This is a genomic window from Haemophilus parainfluenzae (assembly GCF_900450995.1).
GTDB lineage: Bacteria > Pseudomonadota > Gammaproteobacteria > Enterobacterales > Pasteurellaceae > Haemophilus_D > Haemophilus_D parainfluenzae_O.
Genome location: NZ_UGHY01000002.1, coordinates 1,787,785 through 1,805,688, shown reverse-complemented (window position 1 = coordinate 1,805,688; position 17,904 = coordinate 1,787,785). Strand labels below are relative to the sequence as shown.

The following is a 17,904-nucleotide window of genomic DNA, read 5'->3' as shown; positions in this document are numbered from 1 at the left end:
AAAACGCTTAAATTTATGCTATAATCCGTCACAATTTTTTGATCAAAAAGGAATAAAAATGACGGATTCAATCCATTCCTCTATTACCCCAGTCAATATTGAAGAAGAACTCAAATCTTCTTACCTTGACTACGCCATGTCGGTGATTGTTGGGCGTGCTTTGCCCGACGTACGTGACGGTTTAAAACCAGTGCATCGACGTGTGCTTTTCTCCATGGATCAATCTGGCATCACTGCCGGCAAAAAATACGTAAAATCTGCCCGTGTGGTAGGTGATGTAATCGGTAAATATCACCCGCACGGTGATTCTGCGGTGTATGACACCATTGTGCGTATGGCACAGCCGTTCTCATTGCGCTACATGTTGGTAGATGGGCAAGGTAACTTCGGTTCAATCGACGGTGACGCACCTGCGGCAATGCGTTATACCGAAGTCCGTATGCAAAAAATCACCCAAGCGTTATTAACTGACTTGGATAAAGAAACCGTGAATTTCTCGCCAAACTATGATGGCGAATTAATGATTCCGGATGTATTACCAACCCGTATTCCTGCACTTTTAGCGAATGGTTCTTCCGGTATCGCGGTAGGGATGGCAACGAACATTCCACCACACAACTTAAATGAAGTTTTAGATGGCTGCTTGGCTTATATTGATAACGAAAACATCACCATTGATGAATTAATGCAATATATCCCAGGCCCAGACTTCCCGACAGCGGCATTAATTAATGGCCGTAAAGGGATTGAAGAAGCTTATCGCACGGGTCGCGGCAAAGTGTATGTTCGCGCTCGTGCTAGCGTAGAAACCACTGAGAAAGGCAAAGAGCAAATCATTGTAACCGAATTGCCTTATCAGGTGAACAAAGCCAAATTAGTGGAAAAAATTGCGGAGCTTATCAAAGATAAAAAAATCGAAGGCATCAGCAATATTATCGACCTTTCGAACAAAGAAGGGATCCGCATTGAAATCGACATCAAACGTGATGCTGTGGGCGAAGTAGTTTTAAATCACCTCTATGCCCTTACTCAAATGCAGGTGACCTTCGGGATCAACATGGTGGCCTTGGATCACGGTCAACCACGTTTATTCAACTTAAAACAAATCATTGAAGCCTTTGTGATGCACCGTCGCGAAGTGGTGATTCGCCGTTCTTTATTTGAATTGCGTAAAGCCCGCGAGCGTACCCATATTTTAGAAGGTTTAGCGGTTGCAACATCAAATATCGATGAAATCATCGACATCATCCGCCAATCAAAAGAGCGTAAAGAGGCGGCAGAAAAATTAATCTCTCGCCCTTGGAAACTGAATAACGAAATTTTAGGCTTGCTTGATGCGGCGGCACGTCCGGCTGAATTAGCGGCTGAATTTGGTATTCAAGGTTCTGATTACTACCTTTCTCCAGAACAAGTTGATGCAATCTTAGAACTTCGCTTGCACCGTTTAACTGGTCTTGCTACCGAAGAAGTGATCAATGAATACAAAGAGTTATTGGTTAAAATTGCAGAACTTCTTCACATCATCAATAGCCCTGAGCGCTTGATGGAAGTAATTCGTGAAGAACTTGAACAAGTACGTGCACAATTCGCCGATGAACGTCGTACTGAAATTACTGCCGCTTCCGGTGATATTGATTTAGAAGATTTAATCGCTCAAGAAGATGTGGTAGTGACCCTTTCTCACGAAGGTTATGTGAAATATCAACCGCTTACCGACTACGAAGCACAACGTCGTGGTGGTAAAGGTAAATCTGCAACGAAGATGAAAGATGAAGACTTCATTGAAAAACTCTTAGTGGCGAATACTCACGATACGATTCTCTGCTTCTCGAGCCGTGGCCGTTTATATTGGTTGAAAGTCTATCAATTACCACAAGCTAGCCGTGGCGCACGCGGTCGTCCAATTGTCAATATTCTACCGTTACAAGAAAACGAGCGTATCACCGCAATCTTGCCAATCTCTGCTTATGAAGAAGATAAATTCGTTATCATGGCAACGGCTGGCGGTATTGTGAAGAAAATTGCGCTCACCGAATTCAGCCGTCCACGTTCAAGCGGTATCATCGCCTTGAACTTACGTGATGAAGATGAATTAATCGGTGTGGATATCACCGACGGTTCTAACGAAATCATGTTGTTCTCTTCGCAAGGTCGCGTAGTGCGTTTCGCTGAAAGTGCAGTACGTGCAATGGGTCGTTTAGCAACAGGTGTACGCGGTATTAAACTTGCCCTTACTAATGATATCGCTGACGATGAAAGTGCGGTCGAAATTGAAGAGGTTTCTGACGATAATGCAGAAGAAACACTCGATCTCAACATCGATAAAGTGGTTTCCTTAGTTGTACCGAAAAATGATGGTGCAATTCTTACCGCGACGCAAAACGGTTATGGTAAACGCACGCAATTAAGCGAGTACCCAACCAAATCGCGTAATACCAAAGGGGTGATTTCGATTAAAGTGAGCGAACGTAACGGTAAAGTCGTTGCCGCGACACAAGTAGAAGAAACCGACCAAATTATGCTTATTACCGATGCCGGTACCTTAGTACGTACTCGTGTAAGTGAAGTAAGTATCGTTGGCCGTAACACCCAAGGGGTTCGTTTAATTCGCACCGCAGAAGATGAACACGTAGTCAGTCTTGAACGTGTTTGTGATGTGGATGATGAAGACGAAGGCACTGAAGATGTGACTTCTGAAGAATAATTGATCTTCCATTAAATAAAAGCCCGCGTTTTGATTCGCAGGGCTTTTTTATTGTTATCTAAAAATCTCTTTTAGAGATCTATTCTATTGATGAAAACTACTCGCCTTCCTCCAACTCATCAGCCATTGCCGCAAGAATTTCACGGGTTAAATACGCCAATGAACGATAGAAAGGAAGCGTTGCATAAGTTTCCACTTGGGTTAAGAATTTCGCTGCACAAGGCAAGAGAAAATCACCGAATAAATCTTGTTGAGCAGATAGCGATTCCGTATTGTCTTCTAGCCAAGATGCTGTAAGTAATAACAAGGCGAAATGATCCACATTCTCGGCTTCCGGCACATTACGGGTATGACGAAAATCCACAAAACGTTGCACATCCATATCATAACTTGAAATAGCCGTTGGTACGTTACCATTTGGACCAAACAATTTTTGATATTCTTGCTCAAGCAACGTTAAATCAATTTTCATTTGTAAATTATCAATGGCCGCTTCGCTTTCTTTATCCGTAGAAAGTGCCCACACTTGACTTAAACCTTGTTGCTGCAGCCAATCAAATACCCCACTCAAAATTGGATCCGTAGGGCTGCGATAAAATAAATTGCCAAATAGACGGCTTATTAAAGAAAAATTATTCACTTGAGTTTCTGACATCTGTTGCTTTCCTATGATTGTGCTCAAGATTGAGCTAAAAGTGCGGTCAATTTTGCCGTTGTTTTTTCGGCGGCTTCGTCAAGCATCGCTTGGCGAGCGGCATCATCGATAATATGAATATCACCGAACAAAGTGTAATCCACATTCTCGATACCGCAATAATTAAATAAACCATTGATCAAACAATGATTAAGGGATTTATCGACTCCGTATTCTTGATATTTTGCTACGCTACTCCCTATGGTGATAAATTGCTGCATCGCTTTACCTTGAAGCAGACCTTTGGATTCACCATTTTCTGTTTTATAAGCAAAACCATGACTTAATACACGATCCAAATAGCCTTTCAGCATTGCAGGAAAGCCCATCCACCATAAAGGATAAACCATCGTAATCAAATCTGCTTGGCGAATAAACTCATGCTCTTGCTGAATTTCTGCCGGAATAATCCCTTTATTGGCCGATTGTAATTCTTCAAAGGAAATAATCGGATTAAATTCCATGGTGTAAAGATCGCGCAAATGGGTTTCAACACCAAGCTGTTGGCTTGCTTTTACAATGCGATCCACGATGGCACGACCAAAACTTTTTTGACTATTTGGATGCGCAAAAAGAATTAAATGATTCATTCTGTTACCTTTTTCACTAACAGTGTGATGCCATCAACGCGTTCTACCACCACAAGATCATTCACTGCTAAATGCTCGCCTTGAATGCGCCATGTGGTATCGCCAAAGGCACCTCGACCAATCCCGTTAGAACCAATTTCTAATACCGTGCCTTTTTTACCTAACAGAGTATGATCCCGTTGATTTAAGGTCGTACGTGATTGATCCTGATTATCTTTGCTATGTTGATATTTCCACCAAAGCAACGAGAGAATAATCGCTAAAATCGCATAAAAAATGGCTAAAGCGGTTAAGGATAAACTCGGCACCAATGCCATTACGCCTGCTGCCACAATCGCAGCCAACCCCCACCACAATAAAAATACGCTAGATACGAGGGTTTCAGCGATTAATAATACAAAACCTAATACTAACCAATGCCACACCGACCAAGTTGTTAACCAATCTGCCATATCAACTCCTTGAGAGAAAAAGTGCGGTCATTTTTAACCGCACTTTAGGAAATTACGCTTTTTTGTCACCTTTTAACAGTTCGGCAATGCCCGCTACCGAGCCGATTAAATTGCCGGCTTCAAGCGGCATCATGACCACTTTGCTATTCGGTGAACCACCGATTTGTTTTAAGGCTTCTGTATATTTTTGTGCGATGAAGTAATTGATCGCTTTGGTATCACCGCTAGCAATCGCTTCTGACACCATTTGAGTTGCTTTCGCTTCGGCTTCTGCCGCACGTTCACGCGCTTCTGCTTGTAAGAAGGCTTCTTGACGTTCCCCTTCCGCTTTCAGAATACGGGCTTGTTTTTCCCCTTCGGCACGTAAAATTTCCGCCTGACGAATACCTTCCGCTTCCAACACTTCCGCACGTTTATTACGTTCAGCTTTCATTTGCGCATTCATGGAATCAATTAATTCACGTGGTGGACGCACATCGCGAATTTCAATACGGGTGACTTTAATCCCCAAGGATTGGTCGCTTCATCCACAATAGCCAATAAACGACCATTAATGGAATCACGTTGAGAAAGCATTTCATCCAATTCCATCGAGCCTAATACAGTACGAATGTTGGTCATGGTTAAATTGATAATTGCTTGTTCCAAATGATTTACTTCATAAGCTGCACTGCGAGCATCAATCACCTGTACGAAACAAACCGCATCAATGGATACGTTCGCGTTATCCTTAGAAATAACTTCTTGTGAGGGAATATCTAATACCTGTTCCATCATATTGATCTTACGACCAACACGATCCACAAACGGCACCACAAAGTTCAAGCCCGGCATTAAGGTGTGGGTATAACGTCCAAAACGCTCAATCGTCCAGTTATAACCTTGGGGTACAGTTTTAAGTGCCGAAAACAGCACAACAACAACTAATACAATAAAGACGATTGCGGCAATAGATAAGCCTTCCATAGATTGCTCCTTAATGATGAAGAAATATAGGAAAAGTCTATCAAATTAGACCGCACTTTGTATATAAATATATTTATCGTTTTCTCTTATAAATTCAAAAAGATGCGTAATGCAATTCGGGGCATCTAAATCTTGATGAGAGACAAATAAAAGTTGGGTTTTACTATTATTGACCAGTTGCTCAATAAAATATTTTACGAGCTTGCGATTTAATCCATCAAGCCCTTGAAAAGGTTCATCTAAAATCAAAACAGGTGGATATTTCACCATCGCACGAGTAATGAGCAATAAACGTTGCTGTCCCCAAGAAAGTGAACGAAATGGCTTTTTGGCTAAATGAGTCAGATTTAAACGAGCTAACCACTGCATGGCTTTTAAACGAATTGCCTCTGGCACTTGTTGATAAATCCCTATACTGTCAAAAAAGCCTGAAATAATGACATCTAGCACGGAACAATTCACACGATAATCTAAATGCAGTTGGCTGCTTACGTAGCCAAGTGTTTGTTTAATATCCCAAATGGTTTCGCCTGATCCACGTTGTTTACCAAAGATCACTACATGATTCACAAATGCTTGAGGATGATCACCTGTAATTAACGAAAGTAACGTAGACTTTCCTGCGCCATTAGGTCCTTTAATCCACCAATTTTGATTTGGCTGAACAACCCAGTTTAAATGATCCAAAATGACTTTATCGCCATACTGGACCGTGACATTTTTAAGCTCAAAGTGCGGTTGGTTTTCAGGCAATTTTAGTAATGGTGAGGCTGGTTCAGGCAAAGCTACATCAACAGACTGTTCCGCATAAACTAATTGTTGATAAATACTTTGTTGCTCAATGAATTGGCGTTCACCTTCTAATACTAACTCTAAATTTTCCAACATGGCTAAATGACTCGCTTCAGCAGGAATATCAGCCAAACGATTAACAATTAGAACAATTGCACATTCTTTTTTCAGTTCGTTTAACATCGTCATCCAATCTTGCACAGATTGTTGATCTAGCCCTTCAAAAGGCTCATCTAAAATCAACAAATCAGGCTTTTGTAATAACGCTTGTGCCAATAACACTTTACGCGTTTCCCCAGTAGAAAGTTTGATAAAGAAACGATCTAAGAGATAAGTAATCCCTAATTTTTCTGCAATCTCTTCGCAAAAATCTAGCGATGAACTGCCATTTAAGATCATTTCCCTTGCGGTTTTACCAAAAAAATCAGGATCGGTATCATCGTTATTTAAGTTCTTTAATGTCGCTTCAAGAATTTCTCGTTGTTTTTCAAAAGAAAAGGATTGAACACGTTTGAAAGTATTACGATACTCCCCTTCTTGTAAAAGCAATTTATGTTGCAAAGCTAACGCAAACGCTGATTTCCCACTCCCATTACTGCCTACTACAACCCAATATTGTTGTGACTCAATCGCAAAGTACGGTAACTTTAAGGTGTGTTTTTGATAAAGCTCAAATTTTGCTTGCTGAATTAAAAGTGTCATTCTCTTTCCCTTAAAAACAAAAGGCGAGCAATTGCCCGCCTTGTTAGATGAATTTAATTAACCGTTTTTACGCTCTTCTTCCATACATACTGCCGCAGTAAATAATACGTCAGTTGAAGAGTTTAATGCAGTTTCTGTTGAGTCTTGTAAGATACCGATAACAAAACCGACACCGATCATTTGAGCTGCAATATCATCATTAATACCGAATAAGCTACAAGCTAATGGGATTAACAATAATGAACCACCTGCCACACCAGACGCTCCACACGCACAAAGCGCCGCAACAATACTTAATAACACCGCACTAATGAAAGAGACTTCGATACCTAATGTATGAACAGCCGCTAACGTTAATACAGTAATGGTAATCGCTGCACCCGCCATATTGATATTCGCACCTAATGGAATTGCCACAGAATAGGTTTCTTCATCAAGATTTAAACGTTTTGCTAATTCAATGTTTACCGGGATGTTTGCCGCAGAACTACGCGTAAAGAATGCAGTTACACCACTTTCACGTACACAAGTCCACACTAATGGATATGGGTTACGACGAATTTTCCAATAAACAAGAATTGGGTTAAGTACAAAGGCTGTAAATAACATTGTACCAATTAACACGAATAATAAATGAACATATCCACCTAACGCAGATAAGCCTTTGTCAGATAATGTCTCAGCTACTAAACCGAATACACCGAAAGGCGCAAATGAAATAATTACGTGAACAATTTTAGAAATGCCTTCTGCAAAATCAGCCACAACTTGTTTCGTTGCATCTGATGCATGACGAAGGGCTAAACCTAAACCGATAGACCACGCTAAAACACCGATAAAGTTTGCTTTGAAAATTGCATTTAATGGGTTATCCACCACATTCAATACTAAAGTTAACATGACTTGTCCAACAGATTGAGGCGCTGAACTCGCATCCTCTTTTACTGCAAGAGCCACATCTGATGGGAATGCCATACTTGCAATCACTGCAGCCACAGCGGCCAAGAAAGTACCCAAAAGATAAAGCAGGACAATTTCTTTCATGTTGCTTTTAGAACCGACTTTCTTATTAGCCAGTGCTGCCATAACAAGGAAGAAAATCAAAATTGGTGCAACTGCACGCAATGCTTTAACAAAAATTTGACCCAGCACACCAAAGCTAGATGCAAGATCAATGCCTGATGAATTTTTTACACTCTCATTCACCAATGCAACAAGGATCCCGAGTACCAAACCAATAGCAATTCGTTTTACCAAATTACCTTGGAACAAAAAATGAAATAAACGTGATGTATTCATAATAGTTTTAAATGAAGATTAAGTTGAACTTCAGATCGTTACGATCCACCAAAACATAAAGATAGCTCAAATTTTATTTAAAAGAAAATTTTTTCTTTATTATTTTGCTAAAAAATTGAACTTTTTAAGCTAGGAATGAATTTTTTCTAAAATTTTCGCCTATAAAAAATTTTTTTCTATATCCTATTGACATACTGTATCTAATACCAGTATATTACACCTGTATAAACAACCAATGATTAAAAACACACTAACTAAAAGGAACACAAGATGATGAACTACGCAAATACAGTTGCACAAAATGATATGACGTTTTCTTATCATCCTATGCCATTTTTCAATGATGTTGAAAGTAAATCGACATTTAATAAAAAATTAGATCTCAACCTTTATTGCATCAAACGTCCACAACAAACTTGCTTCATTCGTGTTACCAATCCGAATATGCTTGCTTGGGGAATTGAAATGGGCGATATGTTAGTGGTTGAAAAAAATGACAGCCTTTTCATTGGTGATCTTGTAGTATTAGAAAAACAAGATGAATTCCATATTTATGAATTTGCCGGCGTAAGCGGTAATGAATTTGTATTCATGGCATTAGATTCTAAAGTGGAAAATATTAAAACAACACAATGGACAAACCTTCCATTAGTTGGCACGGTAACGAATACCATCCATCAAATGAAACCAAGAAGAGACTTAATGAAATTTGCGGCTTAAGCCAATCATCAAATAATCTAAATAAAGAAAAAGTGCGGTCAAAATGATCTGCCCCCAAAAAGTTAGACTGTTATTTAAAGGATTGTTTTCGATATTGTATTGGACTCAGTCCTTTTAATTTTAGTTGAATCCGTCGGTGATTATAGTAATCCAAATAATCTCTGACGGCATCAACTATCTCTTCTTTTGTTTTAAATTCCCGATCATAAAAACATTCCGTTTTTAATCGTCCAAAGAAACTTTCCATTGCGGCGTTATCTAAGCAATTCCCTTTTCTCGACATACTTTGAATGATGCCATGTTCAGCCAAGATTCGACGATAAGCTACCATTTGATATTGCCATCCTTGGTCTGAATGTAAAATGACACCACAAGCTTTATTTAATCCTTTGACAGCTTGCATTAACATGTCCTCTACTTGCGCCCAGTTTGGGGAATAGCTGAGATTATAGGAGACTATCTCATTGTTAAATAAGTCTAAAATTGGGGATAAATAGACTTTACTCCCATCTTTCGCCTTAAACTCGGTGATATCGGTCACCCATTTTTGTTTCGGGGCTGTTGCGCTAAAATTACGTTCAATATGATTTGGGGCAATCACCCCTATCGTGCCACGATAGGTCGTAAATTTCTTGCTTTTTCTTGACCGCACTTGAAGCCCAAGTGTCTGCATTAAACGTTGAACTTTTTTATGATTCACGCCTGGCAAGCTGGCATGAACACGTCGGTAGCCATATAATCAGGATGATTGGCTTTGATGCGTTTAATGGCCTTTTTCAGCTGCTCATCCTTATCCGGTTTAATCTGGAGTTTCGCAAAAAACGTACTACGCGCTAACTGTGCAAAACCTAAAAGCCATTTTAACGGATAGCGTGTTCTTAACCTTTGGATAATTTCCGTTGCTCGGCTTCGTCCTGAAGTCTGAGCCTTCTCAACTCCTTTAGGTAGGCCACCTCCGCTTCAAGCTGTAAAATTCTCAGGCGTAAACGGTCTTCTTCAGTTTTGGGGGGCGGTGGCATTCTGGCGTATTTAGGTTTCATTGGCGGTCTTCCTGATGGTTTACGGGGAATCAGTCCTTTTATGCCACTTTTTTCAAACCGTTTCAACCATGTCCCGACTAGGGCGTTGGAAGGAATATTGTAAAAACGCGCAGCTTCTCTAATACTCATTTTTCCATTCAAAATAGGTTGGAGAGCCTGTAATTTAAATTCGATTGTGTAGTGTTTACCCATAAAAAAATCTGCACCTCAATTGTTGGTTTGTTGAGTCCAACTTTTGGGGTGCAGATCAAAATTAACCGCACTTTTTTATTGAAACAAAATTGTCATTACATCACACGACGAGATTGTGTATAAGTTCTTGACCAGTAATCTTCATCCAATGAACTAATTGTTACGCCTTGGCTTGTACTTGCATGCATAAATTGATTATTTCCGATATAAACACCTACGTGATTATTTCCGCGGAAAAACACTAAATCACCTTTACGCAATTCATGCTTTTGGATTTGACGACCTAAATAACGCTGTTCTGAAGTTGAACGTGGCAGTTCCATACCATAAGCATCAAGGAAAGCTGTTTGCATAAATGCAGAGCAATCAATACCATGCTTTGAAGTTCCACCCATTCTATAACGAGTTCCTACCCATTCGTTATAAACTTGGGCAAGTGCTTTATCACCAATTAAAGCTGATTTAGGACGATTAGTTCTTAATTTAGAGTAAGCGCCCCCTTTTTTTCCATCTAAACCGGCAATTAATCCCGTTAATTCAGCATCATCACTTTCACTAATCATGCCATTTTGAGCCTGCCCTGAATTGTTAGAGCACGCTGTTGTCAAAACAGCCAAACCTACAATAATCAAAATCTTCTTTAACATCGCTTCCAAATAATAAAAAAATATAAAAACAAAACTGGTCGGATTTTACCAAAAAGTCATTATGCTCGCCAGTCTTTATTGAATTTTTATGCAATTTTGTGAGTGAGATCTCAAAAAATAAGGGCTGCTCAATGAGCAGCCCTTAAAAAGATTAGAATTGATTATTTTTTCTTCGCTTTTGCATTTGGAAGATCGGTAATTGAACCTTCAAATACTTCAGCTGCAAGACCTACAGATTCATGAAGTGTTGGGTGAGCATGGATGGTTAATGCAATATCTTCCGCATCACAACCCATTTCAATCGCAAGACCGATTTCACCTAACAATTCACCACCGTTAGAACCAACGATTGCCCCACCAAGTACACGGTGAGTATCTTTATCGAAGATTAATTTGGTCATACCTTCAGCACATTCTGAAGCAATCGCACGACCTGAAGCAGCCCAAGGGAATTTAGCGACTTCATAGTTTAAACCTTCTTGTTTACATTCTTTCTCAGTTTTACCTACCCAAGCCACTTCTGGTTCAGTATAAGCAATAGAAGGAATGACTTTTGGATCGAAGTAATGTTTTTGTCCTGCAATCACTTCTGCCGCGACGTGACCTTCGTGAACACCTTTGTGAGCTAACATTGGTTGACCAACGATATCACCGATTGCGAAGATATGAGGCACATTGGTACGCATTTGTTTATCAACATGAATGAAACCACGCTCATCCACTTCAACACCTGCTTTACCTGCATCAATCAATTTACCGTTTGGTGTACGACCGATTGCAACTAATACTGCATCATAACGTTTAGTGTCGTTGCATGCCTTACCTTCCATTGAAACATAGATACCATCATCTTTTGCTTCAACTGCAGTCACTTTAGTTTCAAGCATTAACTTGAATTTTTTCTCAACTTGTTTGGTATAAATACCCACCACATCTTTATCTGCCGCTGGAATTACTTGGTCAAACATTTCAACCACTTCAACTTCAGAACCTAATGCATCATATACGGTACCCATCTCTAAACCGATGATACCACCGCCCATGATTAAAAGTTTTTTCGGTACTTCTTTTAATTTAAGTGCATCCGTTGAATCCCAAACGCGTGGATCTTCATGTGGAATGAATGGTAATTGAATTGGGCGAGAACCCGCTGCGATAATCGCATTATCAAATTTAATTGTGGTTGGTTTACCATCACGATCACGCGCTACTAATGTATGTGGATCGGTAAACGCCGCTAAACCTTCAACAACGGTTACTTTACGTTGTTTAGCCATGCCTGCAAGACCACCAGTTAATTTCGCCACAACTGCTTCTTTACCGGCACGCACTTCATCTAAATCAATGCAAGGCTCTGCGAAATACACACCATTTTTGCTTGCATGTTTAGCTTCTTCAATTACTTTAGCTACGTGAAGTAATGCTTTAGAAGGGATACAACCTACGTTTAAACATACCCCACCTAATGTTGAATAACGTTCAACAAGTACTGTTTCTAAACCTAAGTCCGCACAACGGAATGCCGCTGAATAACCTGCAGGACCAGCACCAAGTACCACAACTTGGGTTTTAATTTCTTTACTCATTTTTACCTCGTAAAAACGTTCAAATTTTTGACCGCACTTTGCGATCCTTTCTGTAAGATGTGAGCCTAATCACTCACATCTTACCTCGTTAATTACATCACTAAGCGACGCAAGTCAGCTAATACGCCATTGATATAGCTTAAGAAACGAGCACCATCAGCACCATCGATCACACGGTGGTCGAAAGATAATGATAATGGAAGCATTAAGCGTGGCTCAAATTCTTTACCATTCCAAACCGGTTGCATTTCTGATTTAGACACACCTAAGATTGCCACTTCAGGTGCATTTACAATTGGTGTAAAGTGAGTTGTACCAATACCGCCTAAGCTTGAAATGGTAAAACAACCACCTTGCATATCAGAACCTGAAAGTTTACCGTCACGTGCTTTTTTGGAGATTTCCATTAATTCACGAGAGAGTTCGATAATACCTTTTTTATTCACGTTTTTAAATACAGGTACAACGAGACCATTTGGTGTATCTACCGCTACGCCAATGTTGATGTATTTTTTAAGTGTTAATTTTTGTCCGTCTTCAGAGATCGAGCTATTGAAACGTGGGAACGCTTCTAATGCTTTCGCTACCGCTTTCATAATGAACACAACCGGTGTAATTTTCACATCCAATTTTTGTTTTTCAACAATCTTGTTCTGTTCTTTACGGAATGCTTCTAAATCAGTGATATCTGTGCGATCGAAGTGAGTAACATGTGGAATCATTACCCAGTTACGATGTAAGTTCGCACCAGAGATTTTGTTGATACGGCTTAATTCAACTTCTTCTACTTCACCAAATTTGCTGAAGTCAACTTTCGGCCATGGTAATAAACCTAAGCCCGCACCATTTGCCACACCATTACCCGCTGCTGCAGAAGATACAGTGCCAGTTTCAAACGCTTTAACAGCAGTTTTCACATAAGCTTGAATATCTTCTTTCACAACACGACCTTTACGACCCGTACCTTTTACGCGATCAAGGTTAATACCGTATTCACGCGCTAAGCGACGAATCACCGGGGTTGCGTGTGCATAACCTGCACTTGCTACAACTTGTTCTTGGCTTAAACCAGATACATTACCTGATTGTGCTGCTGGCGCTGCTGCAGGTACTGCTTGAGGAGCTGGAGCTGCCGCTGCAGGAGCTGCTGCAGGCGCAGGTGCTGCACCTGCCACTTCAAATTTCATAATTAATGAACCAGTTGAAACTTTATCACCCGATTTCACTAAAATTTCTTTTACTACACCCGCAAACGGAGCTGGCACTTCCATCGAGGCCTTATCACCTTCAACGGTAATTAAAGATTGCTCTTCAGAAACGCTGTCACCAACGGCAACCATGATTTCAGTTACGTTAACTTCATCGCCACCGATATCTGGTACATTCACTTCTTTGATCGCTGAAGCTGTTGGTGCTGCTGCAGGTGCCGAAGCTTGTTGAGCTGGTGCTGCGGCTGGTGCTGCACCTACCACCTCAAATTTCATGATTAATTTGCCAGTAACAACTTTATCGCCCACGTTGATTAAAATTTCTTTTACTACGCCATCAACAGGAGCTGGCACTTCCATTGACGCTTTATCACCTTCAACATTGATGATTGATTGGTCGACTTCAACGGTATCGCCTACTTTCACCATAATATCAGTCACGTTTACTTCGTCTGAACCGATATCTGGTACATTGACTTCAACTACACTTGTAGCTGCTGGTGCGGCTGCCGGCGCAGGTGCTACTGCAGCTGGAGCAGGCGCTGCCGCATCCGCTGACTCTAAAACAAGCATTGGTGTACCAGTTGTGACTTTATCACCCACTTTTACTAATACTTCTTTTACCACACCAGCTTCTGGTGCGGGTACTTCCATTGAAGCTTTATCACCTTCAACATTGATAATACTTTGATCTGCGGTAATGGTATCACCTACTTTCACCATTACTTCTGTTACGGTAACTTCATCACTACCGATATCAGGAATTTGAATTTGTTTTGACATGTTATCTTACCTTTAAAAAACGCAGTTAAAATCAACCGCACTTTATTTGTAGATGTTCCTGTGTGCTTTCACACACAGGATATTTTTATTAAGCGTAAAGCGGATTTAAAATTTCAGTTTTTAAACCAAATTTTGCGATAGCATCAGCGACCACTTTCGCATCAAATTTGCCTTGTTTTGCAAGTTCATGTAATGCTGCAACCACAACATAACGCGCATCCACTTCAAAGTGTTCACGTAAGTTTTCACGGCTGTCTGAACGACCGAAACCGTCAGTACCTAATACGTGATAGCTTTGTGCTGGAATGAAGGCTCGAACTTGTTCTGCGAACAATTTCATGTAGTCAGTAGCCGCAACCGCTGGTGCATCGTTCATTACTTGTGCAATGTAAGGTACGCGTGGAGTTTCTGTTGGATGTAACATATTCCAACGTACTGCATCCGCACCTTCACGAGCGACTTCAGTGAATGAAGGCACACTATACACATCTGAGCTTACGCCATAGTCATTTGCAAGAATTTGTGCTGCTTCACGAACGTGACGGAAGATCGCACCAGAACCTAATAATTGAACATGACCTTTGTTGCCTTTCGCTTCAACGGTTTCAAATTTATAAAGACCTTTACGAATACCTTCTTCTGCGCCTTTTGGCATTGCTGGTTGTTCGTAAGTTTCGTTTAATGTAGTGATGTAATAGAACACATCTTCTTGTTTTTCACCGTACATACGGTTGATACCGTCTTGTAGGATAACTGCCACTTCATAAACGTAAGCTGGGTCATAAGATACACAGTTAGGAATAACAAGAGATTGAATATGGCTGTGACCATCTTCGTGTTGTAAACCTTCGCCATTTAATGTTGTACGGCCAGAAGTACCACCGATCATGAAACCACGTGCTAATTGGTCACCTGCTGCCCACATTAAGTCACCTACACGTTGGAAACCAAACATTGAGTAGTAGATGAAGAATGGAATCATCGGAAGGTTATTTACAGAGTATGAGTTCGCTGCTGCTAACCAAGATGATGCTGCACCTAATTCATTGATACCTTCTTGTAATACTTGACCATCTTTCGCTTCACGGTAGTAAGCCACTAAATCACGGTCAGAAGGCACATAGTTTTGACCATGTGGGTTGTAAATACCGATTTGACGGAATAAACCTTCCATACCGAAAGTACGTGCTTCGTCAGCAATAATTGGCACAATTTGTTTACCAATGTTCTTATCTTTCAATAAGGTATTTAAGAAACGTACAAATGCCATTGTAGTTGAAATTGGACGAGCTTGTTCTTCCAATAATGGTGCAAATTCTTCCAATGATGGCACTTTAAATTCAGTAGTGAATTTTGGTAAACGTTTTGGTAAATAACCATTTAATGCTTTACGTCTGCCGTGAAGATAATTGTACTCTTCCGAACCTTCTGGGAAGGTGATGTATGGATAGTTAGGAATATCTTCATCTTTAATATCTAATTGGAAATGATCGCGGAAAGATTTTAAGCTTTCGAGAGACATTTTTTTCGATTGATGCGCAGTATTTTTACTTTCTGCTTCAGGAATTTTATAACCTTTAACCATGTGCGCTAAGATCACAACAGGTTTACCTGCAGTTTGCGCTTTATGGAATGCGGCATAAAGTTTTTCTGAATCGTGACCACCACGTCTTAATGCCCAGATTTCATCATCTGTCATATCAGCCACTAATGCAGCGGTTTCTGGATAACGACCGAAGAAGTGTTCACGAACGTATGCACCATTCTTAGATTTGAAGGTTAAATAGTCACCATCAAGCACTTCCATCATTAATTGGGTTAATTTGCCGGTAGTATCTTTTGCAAATAATTTATCCCAGCCACTACCCCACATGACTTTGATCACTTCCCAACCAGCACCAGCAAATAAACCTTCTAATTCTTGAACGATTTTGCCGTTACCCGTTACAGGACCATCTAAACGTTGCAAGTTACAGCTTACAACGAAGATTAAGTTATCTAAGCCCTCACGTGCTGCGAATGTTAAATCACCTTTTGCTTCGATTTCGTCCATCTCTCCGTCACCAAGGAAAGCATACACTTTTTGATCTTTGGTGTCTTTTAAACCACGATTATCTAAATATTTTAAGAAACGAGCAGAACGGATAGCATTCACTGGACCTAGCCCCATAGATACCGTAGAGAATTGCCAGAATTCAGGCATTAATTTCGGGTGTGGGTAAGAAGAAAGGCCTTTACCTGGTTCACATTCCTGACGGAAATTATTCATTTGATCTTCAGTAATACGACCTTCAACAAATGCGCGCGCATACATACCTGGTGCCGCATGGCCTTGGAAGAAGACTAAGTCACCGCCGTTTTTATCTGTAGCAGCTTTGAAGAAGTGGTTAAAACAAACTTCATACATGCTTGCGGCAGATTGATAAGTTGAAATATGACCACCTAATTCAAGATCTTTTTTCTGACCACGTAATACCGCCATGATCGCATTCCAACGTACAGCACTACGAATACGACGCTCAATAACTTTATCACCTGGGTATGCTGGCTGTTCAGAAACTGGAATGGTATTAACATAAGGGGTTGTTACACCACCTTTTGCAATGTTCACACCACCATTACGTGCCTGATCGATCACCTGATTGATGATGTAATGCGCTCGCTCTGCGCCTTCTGCACGAATTAATGAATCAACAGCTGACAACCAATCCTGTGTTTCAATTGGGTCAATATCGTTTACTAAGGTATCTGACATAGTCTTTCCTTATTTTACTGAGTGAAAATGAAGTTTGGTCATAACCAAACACGAAAATCAAGCTTGTTAATCAATGTTACAAACATTTAACAAATCCTGTAAATTTTAGAAGATTTTTTGCAAGAAAGATAGTAGATTTTCACTGTTCTCATGCATTTCTTCCTGTTATTGCAATACTCTTCACTAAAAGTGCGGTCATTTTTAAAGGATTTTTGGCTTTAAGTTAAAGCATACTTTACATATTGCATTCCCTACCCGCTTTGATCTAAAGTGTTCGTATGCTTTTGAGCTTTTTAGAGGACAAAATATGAACACGACAACTCGCTCAATCTTTTCTCATAAACGAATAGCGCTCGTTGCACATGATAGCTGTAAACAAAATCTGCTCAATTGGGTAAAAAAACACAAAGAAGCACTCGTGCCCCATCAACTTTATGCAACTGGTACAACAGGCCATCTATTAGAAAGAGAAACCGGGCTCAAAATAGCCTCGCTATTAAGTGGCCCGATGGGAGGCGATCAACAACTTGGCGGACTGATTGCAGAGAAAAAAATTGATATGATGATTTTCTTTTGGGATCCGATGAATGCTGCCCCACATGATCCTGATGTAAAAGCGCTCATGCGTATTGCAACCGTCTGGAATATTCCAGTGGCGATTAATCAAAGCACAGCCGATTTCCTATTAACATCAAGTTTATTTGATCAAGAAATCAATATTGATATCCCTGATTATAAAGGATATTTAAAAGCACGTTTAAATTAACCAAATAA

Annotated in this window: 13 protein-coding genes and 2 pseudogenes; 3 read left to right on the top strand and 12 right to left on the bottom strand. The window is 40.2% G+C overall.

The features are described from left to right. Nucleotides 1-58: 58 nt before the first annotated feature. Nucleotides 59-2,704 (top strand): DNA topoisomerase (ATP-hydrolyzing) subunit A, encoded by a 2,646-nt coding sequence (gene gyrA, locus DX522_RS09195; RefSeq protein ID WP_115180567.1) that lies wholly within the window; start codon nucleotides 59-61, stop codon nucleotides 2,702-2,704. 97 nt (nucleotides 2,705-2,801) lie between these two features. Here the strand turns inward: gyrA and DX522_RS09190 are convergent, their stop codons facing one another. The 6 genes and pseudogenes from DX522_RS09190 to sstT all read right to left on the bottom strand — a co-directional run bounded on the left by DX522_RS09190 (nucleotide 2,802) and on the right by sstT (nucleotide 8,199). Then, nucleotides 2,802-3,359, bottom strand: a complete 558-nt coding sequence (locus DX522_RS09190) for a molecular chaperone (RefSeq protein ID WP_115180566.1) — start codon at nucleotides 3,357-3,359, stop codon at nucleotides 2,802-2,804. Between the two features lie 23 nt (nucleotides 3,360-3,382). Then, nucleotides 3,383-3,988 carry an NAD(P)H-dependent oxidoreductase gene (locus DX522_RS09185; protein WP_115180565.1) on the bottom strand — a complete coding sequence of 202 codons (606 nt, stop codon included), beginning with the start codon at nucleotides 3,986-3,988 and terminating at the stop codon, nucleotides 3,383-3,385. Next, nucleotides 3,985-4,440, bottom strand: coding sequence for an NfeD family protein (locus DX522_RS09180; RefSeq protein WP_115180564.1), 456 nt, complete (start codon nucleotides 4,438-4,440; stop codon nucleotides 3,985-3,987). Before DX522_RS09180 ends, DX522_RS09185 begins: the two co-directional genes overlap by 4 nt. A 52-nt stretch (nucleotides 4,441-4,492) precedes the next feature. Then, nucleotides 4,493-5,406, bottom strand: a pseudogene (locus DX522_RS09175) (SPFH domain-containing protein). Nucleotides 5,407-5,451: 45 nt separating this feature from the next. Then, nucleotides 5,452-6,900 (bottom strand): molybdate ABC transporter ATP-binding protein ModF, encoded by a 1,449-nt coding sequence (modF, locus tag DX522_RS09170; protein ID WP_115180563.1) that lies wholly within the window; start codon nucleotides 6,898-6,900, stop codon nucleotides 5,452-5,454. A 57-nt stretch (nucleotides 6,901-6,957) separates the two neighbouring features. Then, nucleotides 6,958-8,199 (bottom strand): serine/threonine transporter SstT, encoded by a 1,242-nt coding sequence (gene sstT, locus DX522_RS09165; RefSeq protein WP_115180562.1) that lies wholly within the window; start codon nucleotides 8,197-8,199, stop codon nucleotides 6,958-6,960. Between the two features lie 270 nt (nucleotides 8,200-8,469). Here sstT and DX522_RS09160 point away from each other — a divergent pair, with 270 nt between their 5' ends. Continuing rightward, nucleotides 8,470-8,919: a LexA family protein gene (locus DX522_RS09160; protein ID WP_075875252.1), complete on the top strand. Its 450-nt coding sequence runs from the start codon at nucleotides 8,470-8,472 to the stop codon at nucleotides 8,917-8,919. A 70-nt stretch (nucleotides 8,920-8,989) separates the two neighbouring features. Here the strand turns inward: DX522_RS09160 and DX522_RS09155 are convergent. The 6 genes and pseudogenes from DX522_RS09155 to aceE form a co-directional block, all read right to left on the bottom strand. Beyond that, nucleotides 8,990-9,643, bottom strand: a pseudogene (locus DX522_RS09155) (IS3 family transposase); the annotation flags it as partial. 154 nt (nucleotides 9,644-9,797) lie between these two features. Next, nucleotides 9,798-10,151, bottom strand: a complete 354-nt coding sequence (locus DX522_RS09150) for a helix-turn-helix domain-containing protein (RefSeq protein ID WP_115180560.1) — start codon at nucleotides 10,149-10,151, stop codon at nucleotides 9,798-9,800. A 95-nt stretch (nucleotides 10,152-10,246) separates the two neighbouring features. Beyond that, on the bottom strand, nucleotides 10,247-10,798 hold the full coding sequence (locus DX522_RS09145; RefSeq protein ID WP_115180559.1) for an NlpC/P60 family protein: 552 nt from the start codon (nucleotides 10,796-10,798) through the stop codon (nucleotides 10,247-10,249). Nucleotides 10,799-10,959: 161 nt separating this feature from the next. After that, a complete protein-coding gene (gene lpdA, locus DX522_RS09140) occupies nucleotides 10,960-12,384 on the bottom strand; it encodes a dihydrolipoyl dehydrogenase (protein WP_115180558.1) in 1,425 nt (474 codons plus the stop codon). Between the two features lie 92 nt (nucleotides 12,385-12,476). Next, complete coding sequence (aceF, locus tag DX522_RS09135) at nucleotides 12,477-14,375, bottom strand: pyruvate dehydrogenase complex dihydrolipoyllysine-residue acetyltransferase (RefSeq protein WP_115180557.1); 1,899 nt, start codon at nucleotides 14,373-14,375, stop codon at nucleotides 12,477-12,479. Nucleotides 14,376-14,463: 88 nt separating this feature from the next. Then, nucleotides 14,464-17,130 (bottom strand): pyruvate dehydrogenase (acetyl-transferring), homodimeric type, encoded by a 2,667-nt coding sequence (aceE, locus tag DX522_RS09130; RefSeq protein ID WP_115180556.1) that lies wholly within the window; start codon nucleotides 17,128-17,130, stop codon nucleotides 14,464-14,466. A gap of 307 nt (nucleotides 17,131-17,437) precedes the next feature. On the opposite strand from aceE, the gene mgsA reads away from it, so the two are divergent. Next, nucleotides 17,438-17,896 carry a methylglyoxal synthase gene (mgsA, locus tag DX522_RS09125; RefSeq protein WP_115180555.1) on the top strand — a complete coding sequence of 153 codons (459 nt, stop codon included), beginning with the start codon at nucleotides 17,438-17,440 and terminating at the stop codon, nucleotides 17,894-17,896. Nucleotides 17,897-17,904: the final 8 nt, after the last annotated feature.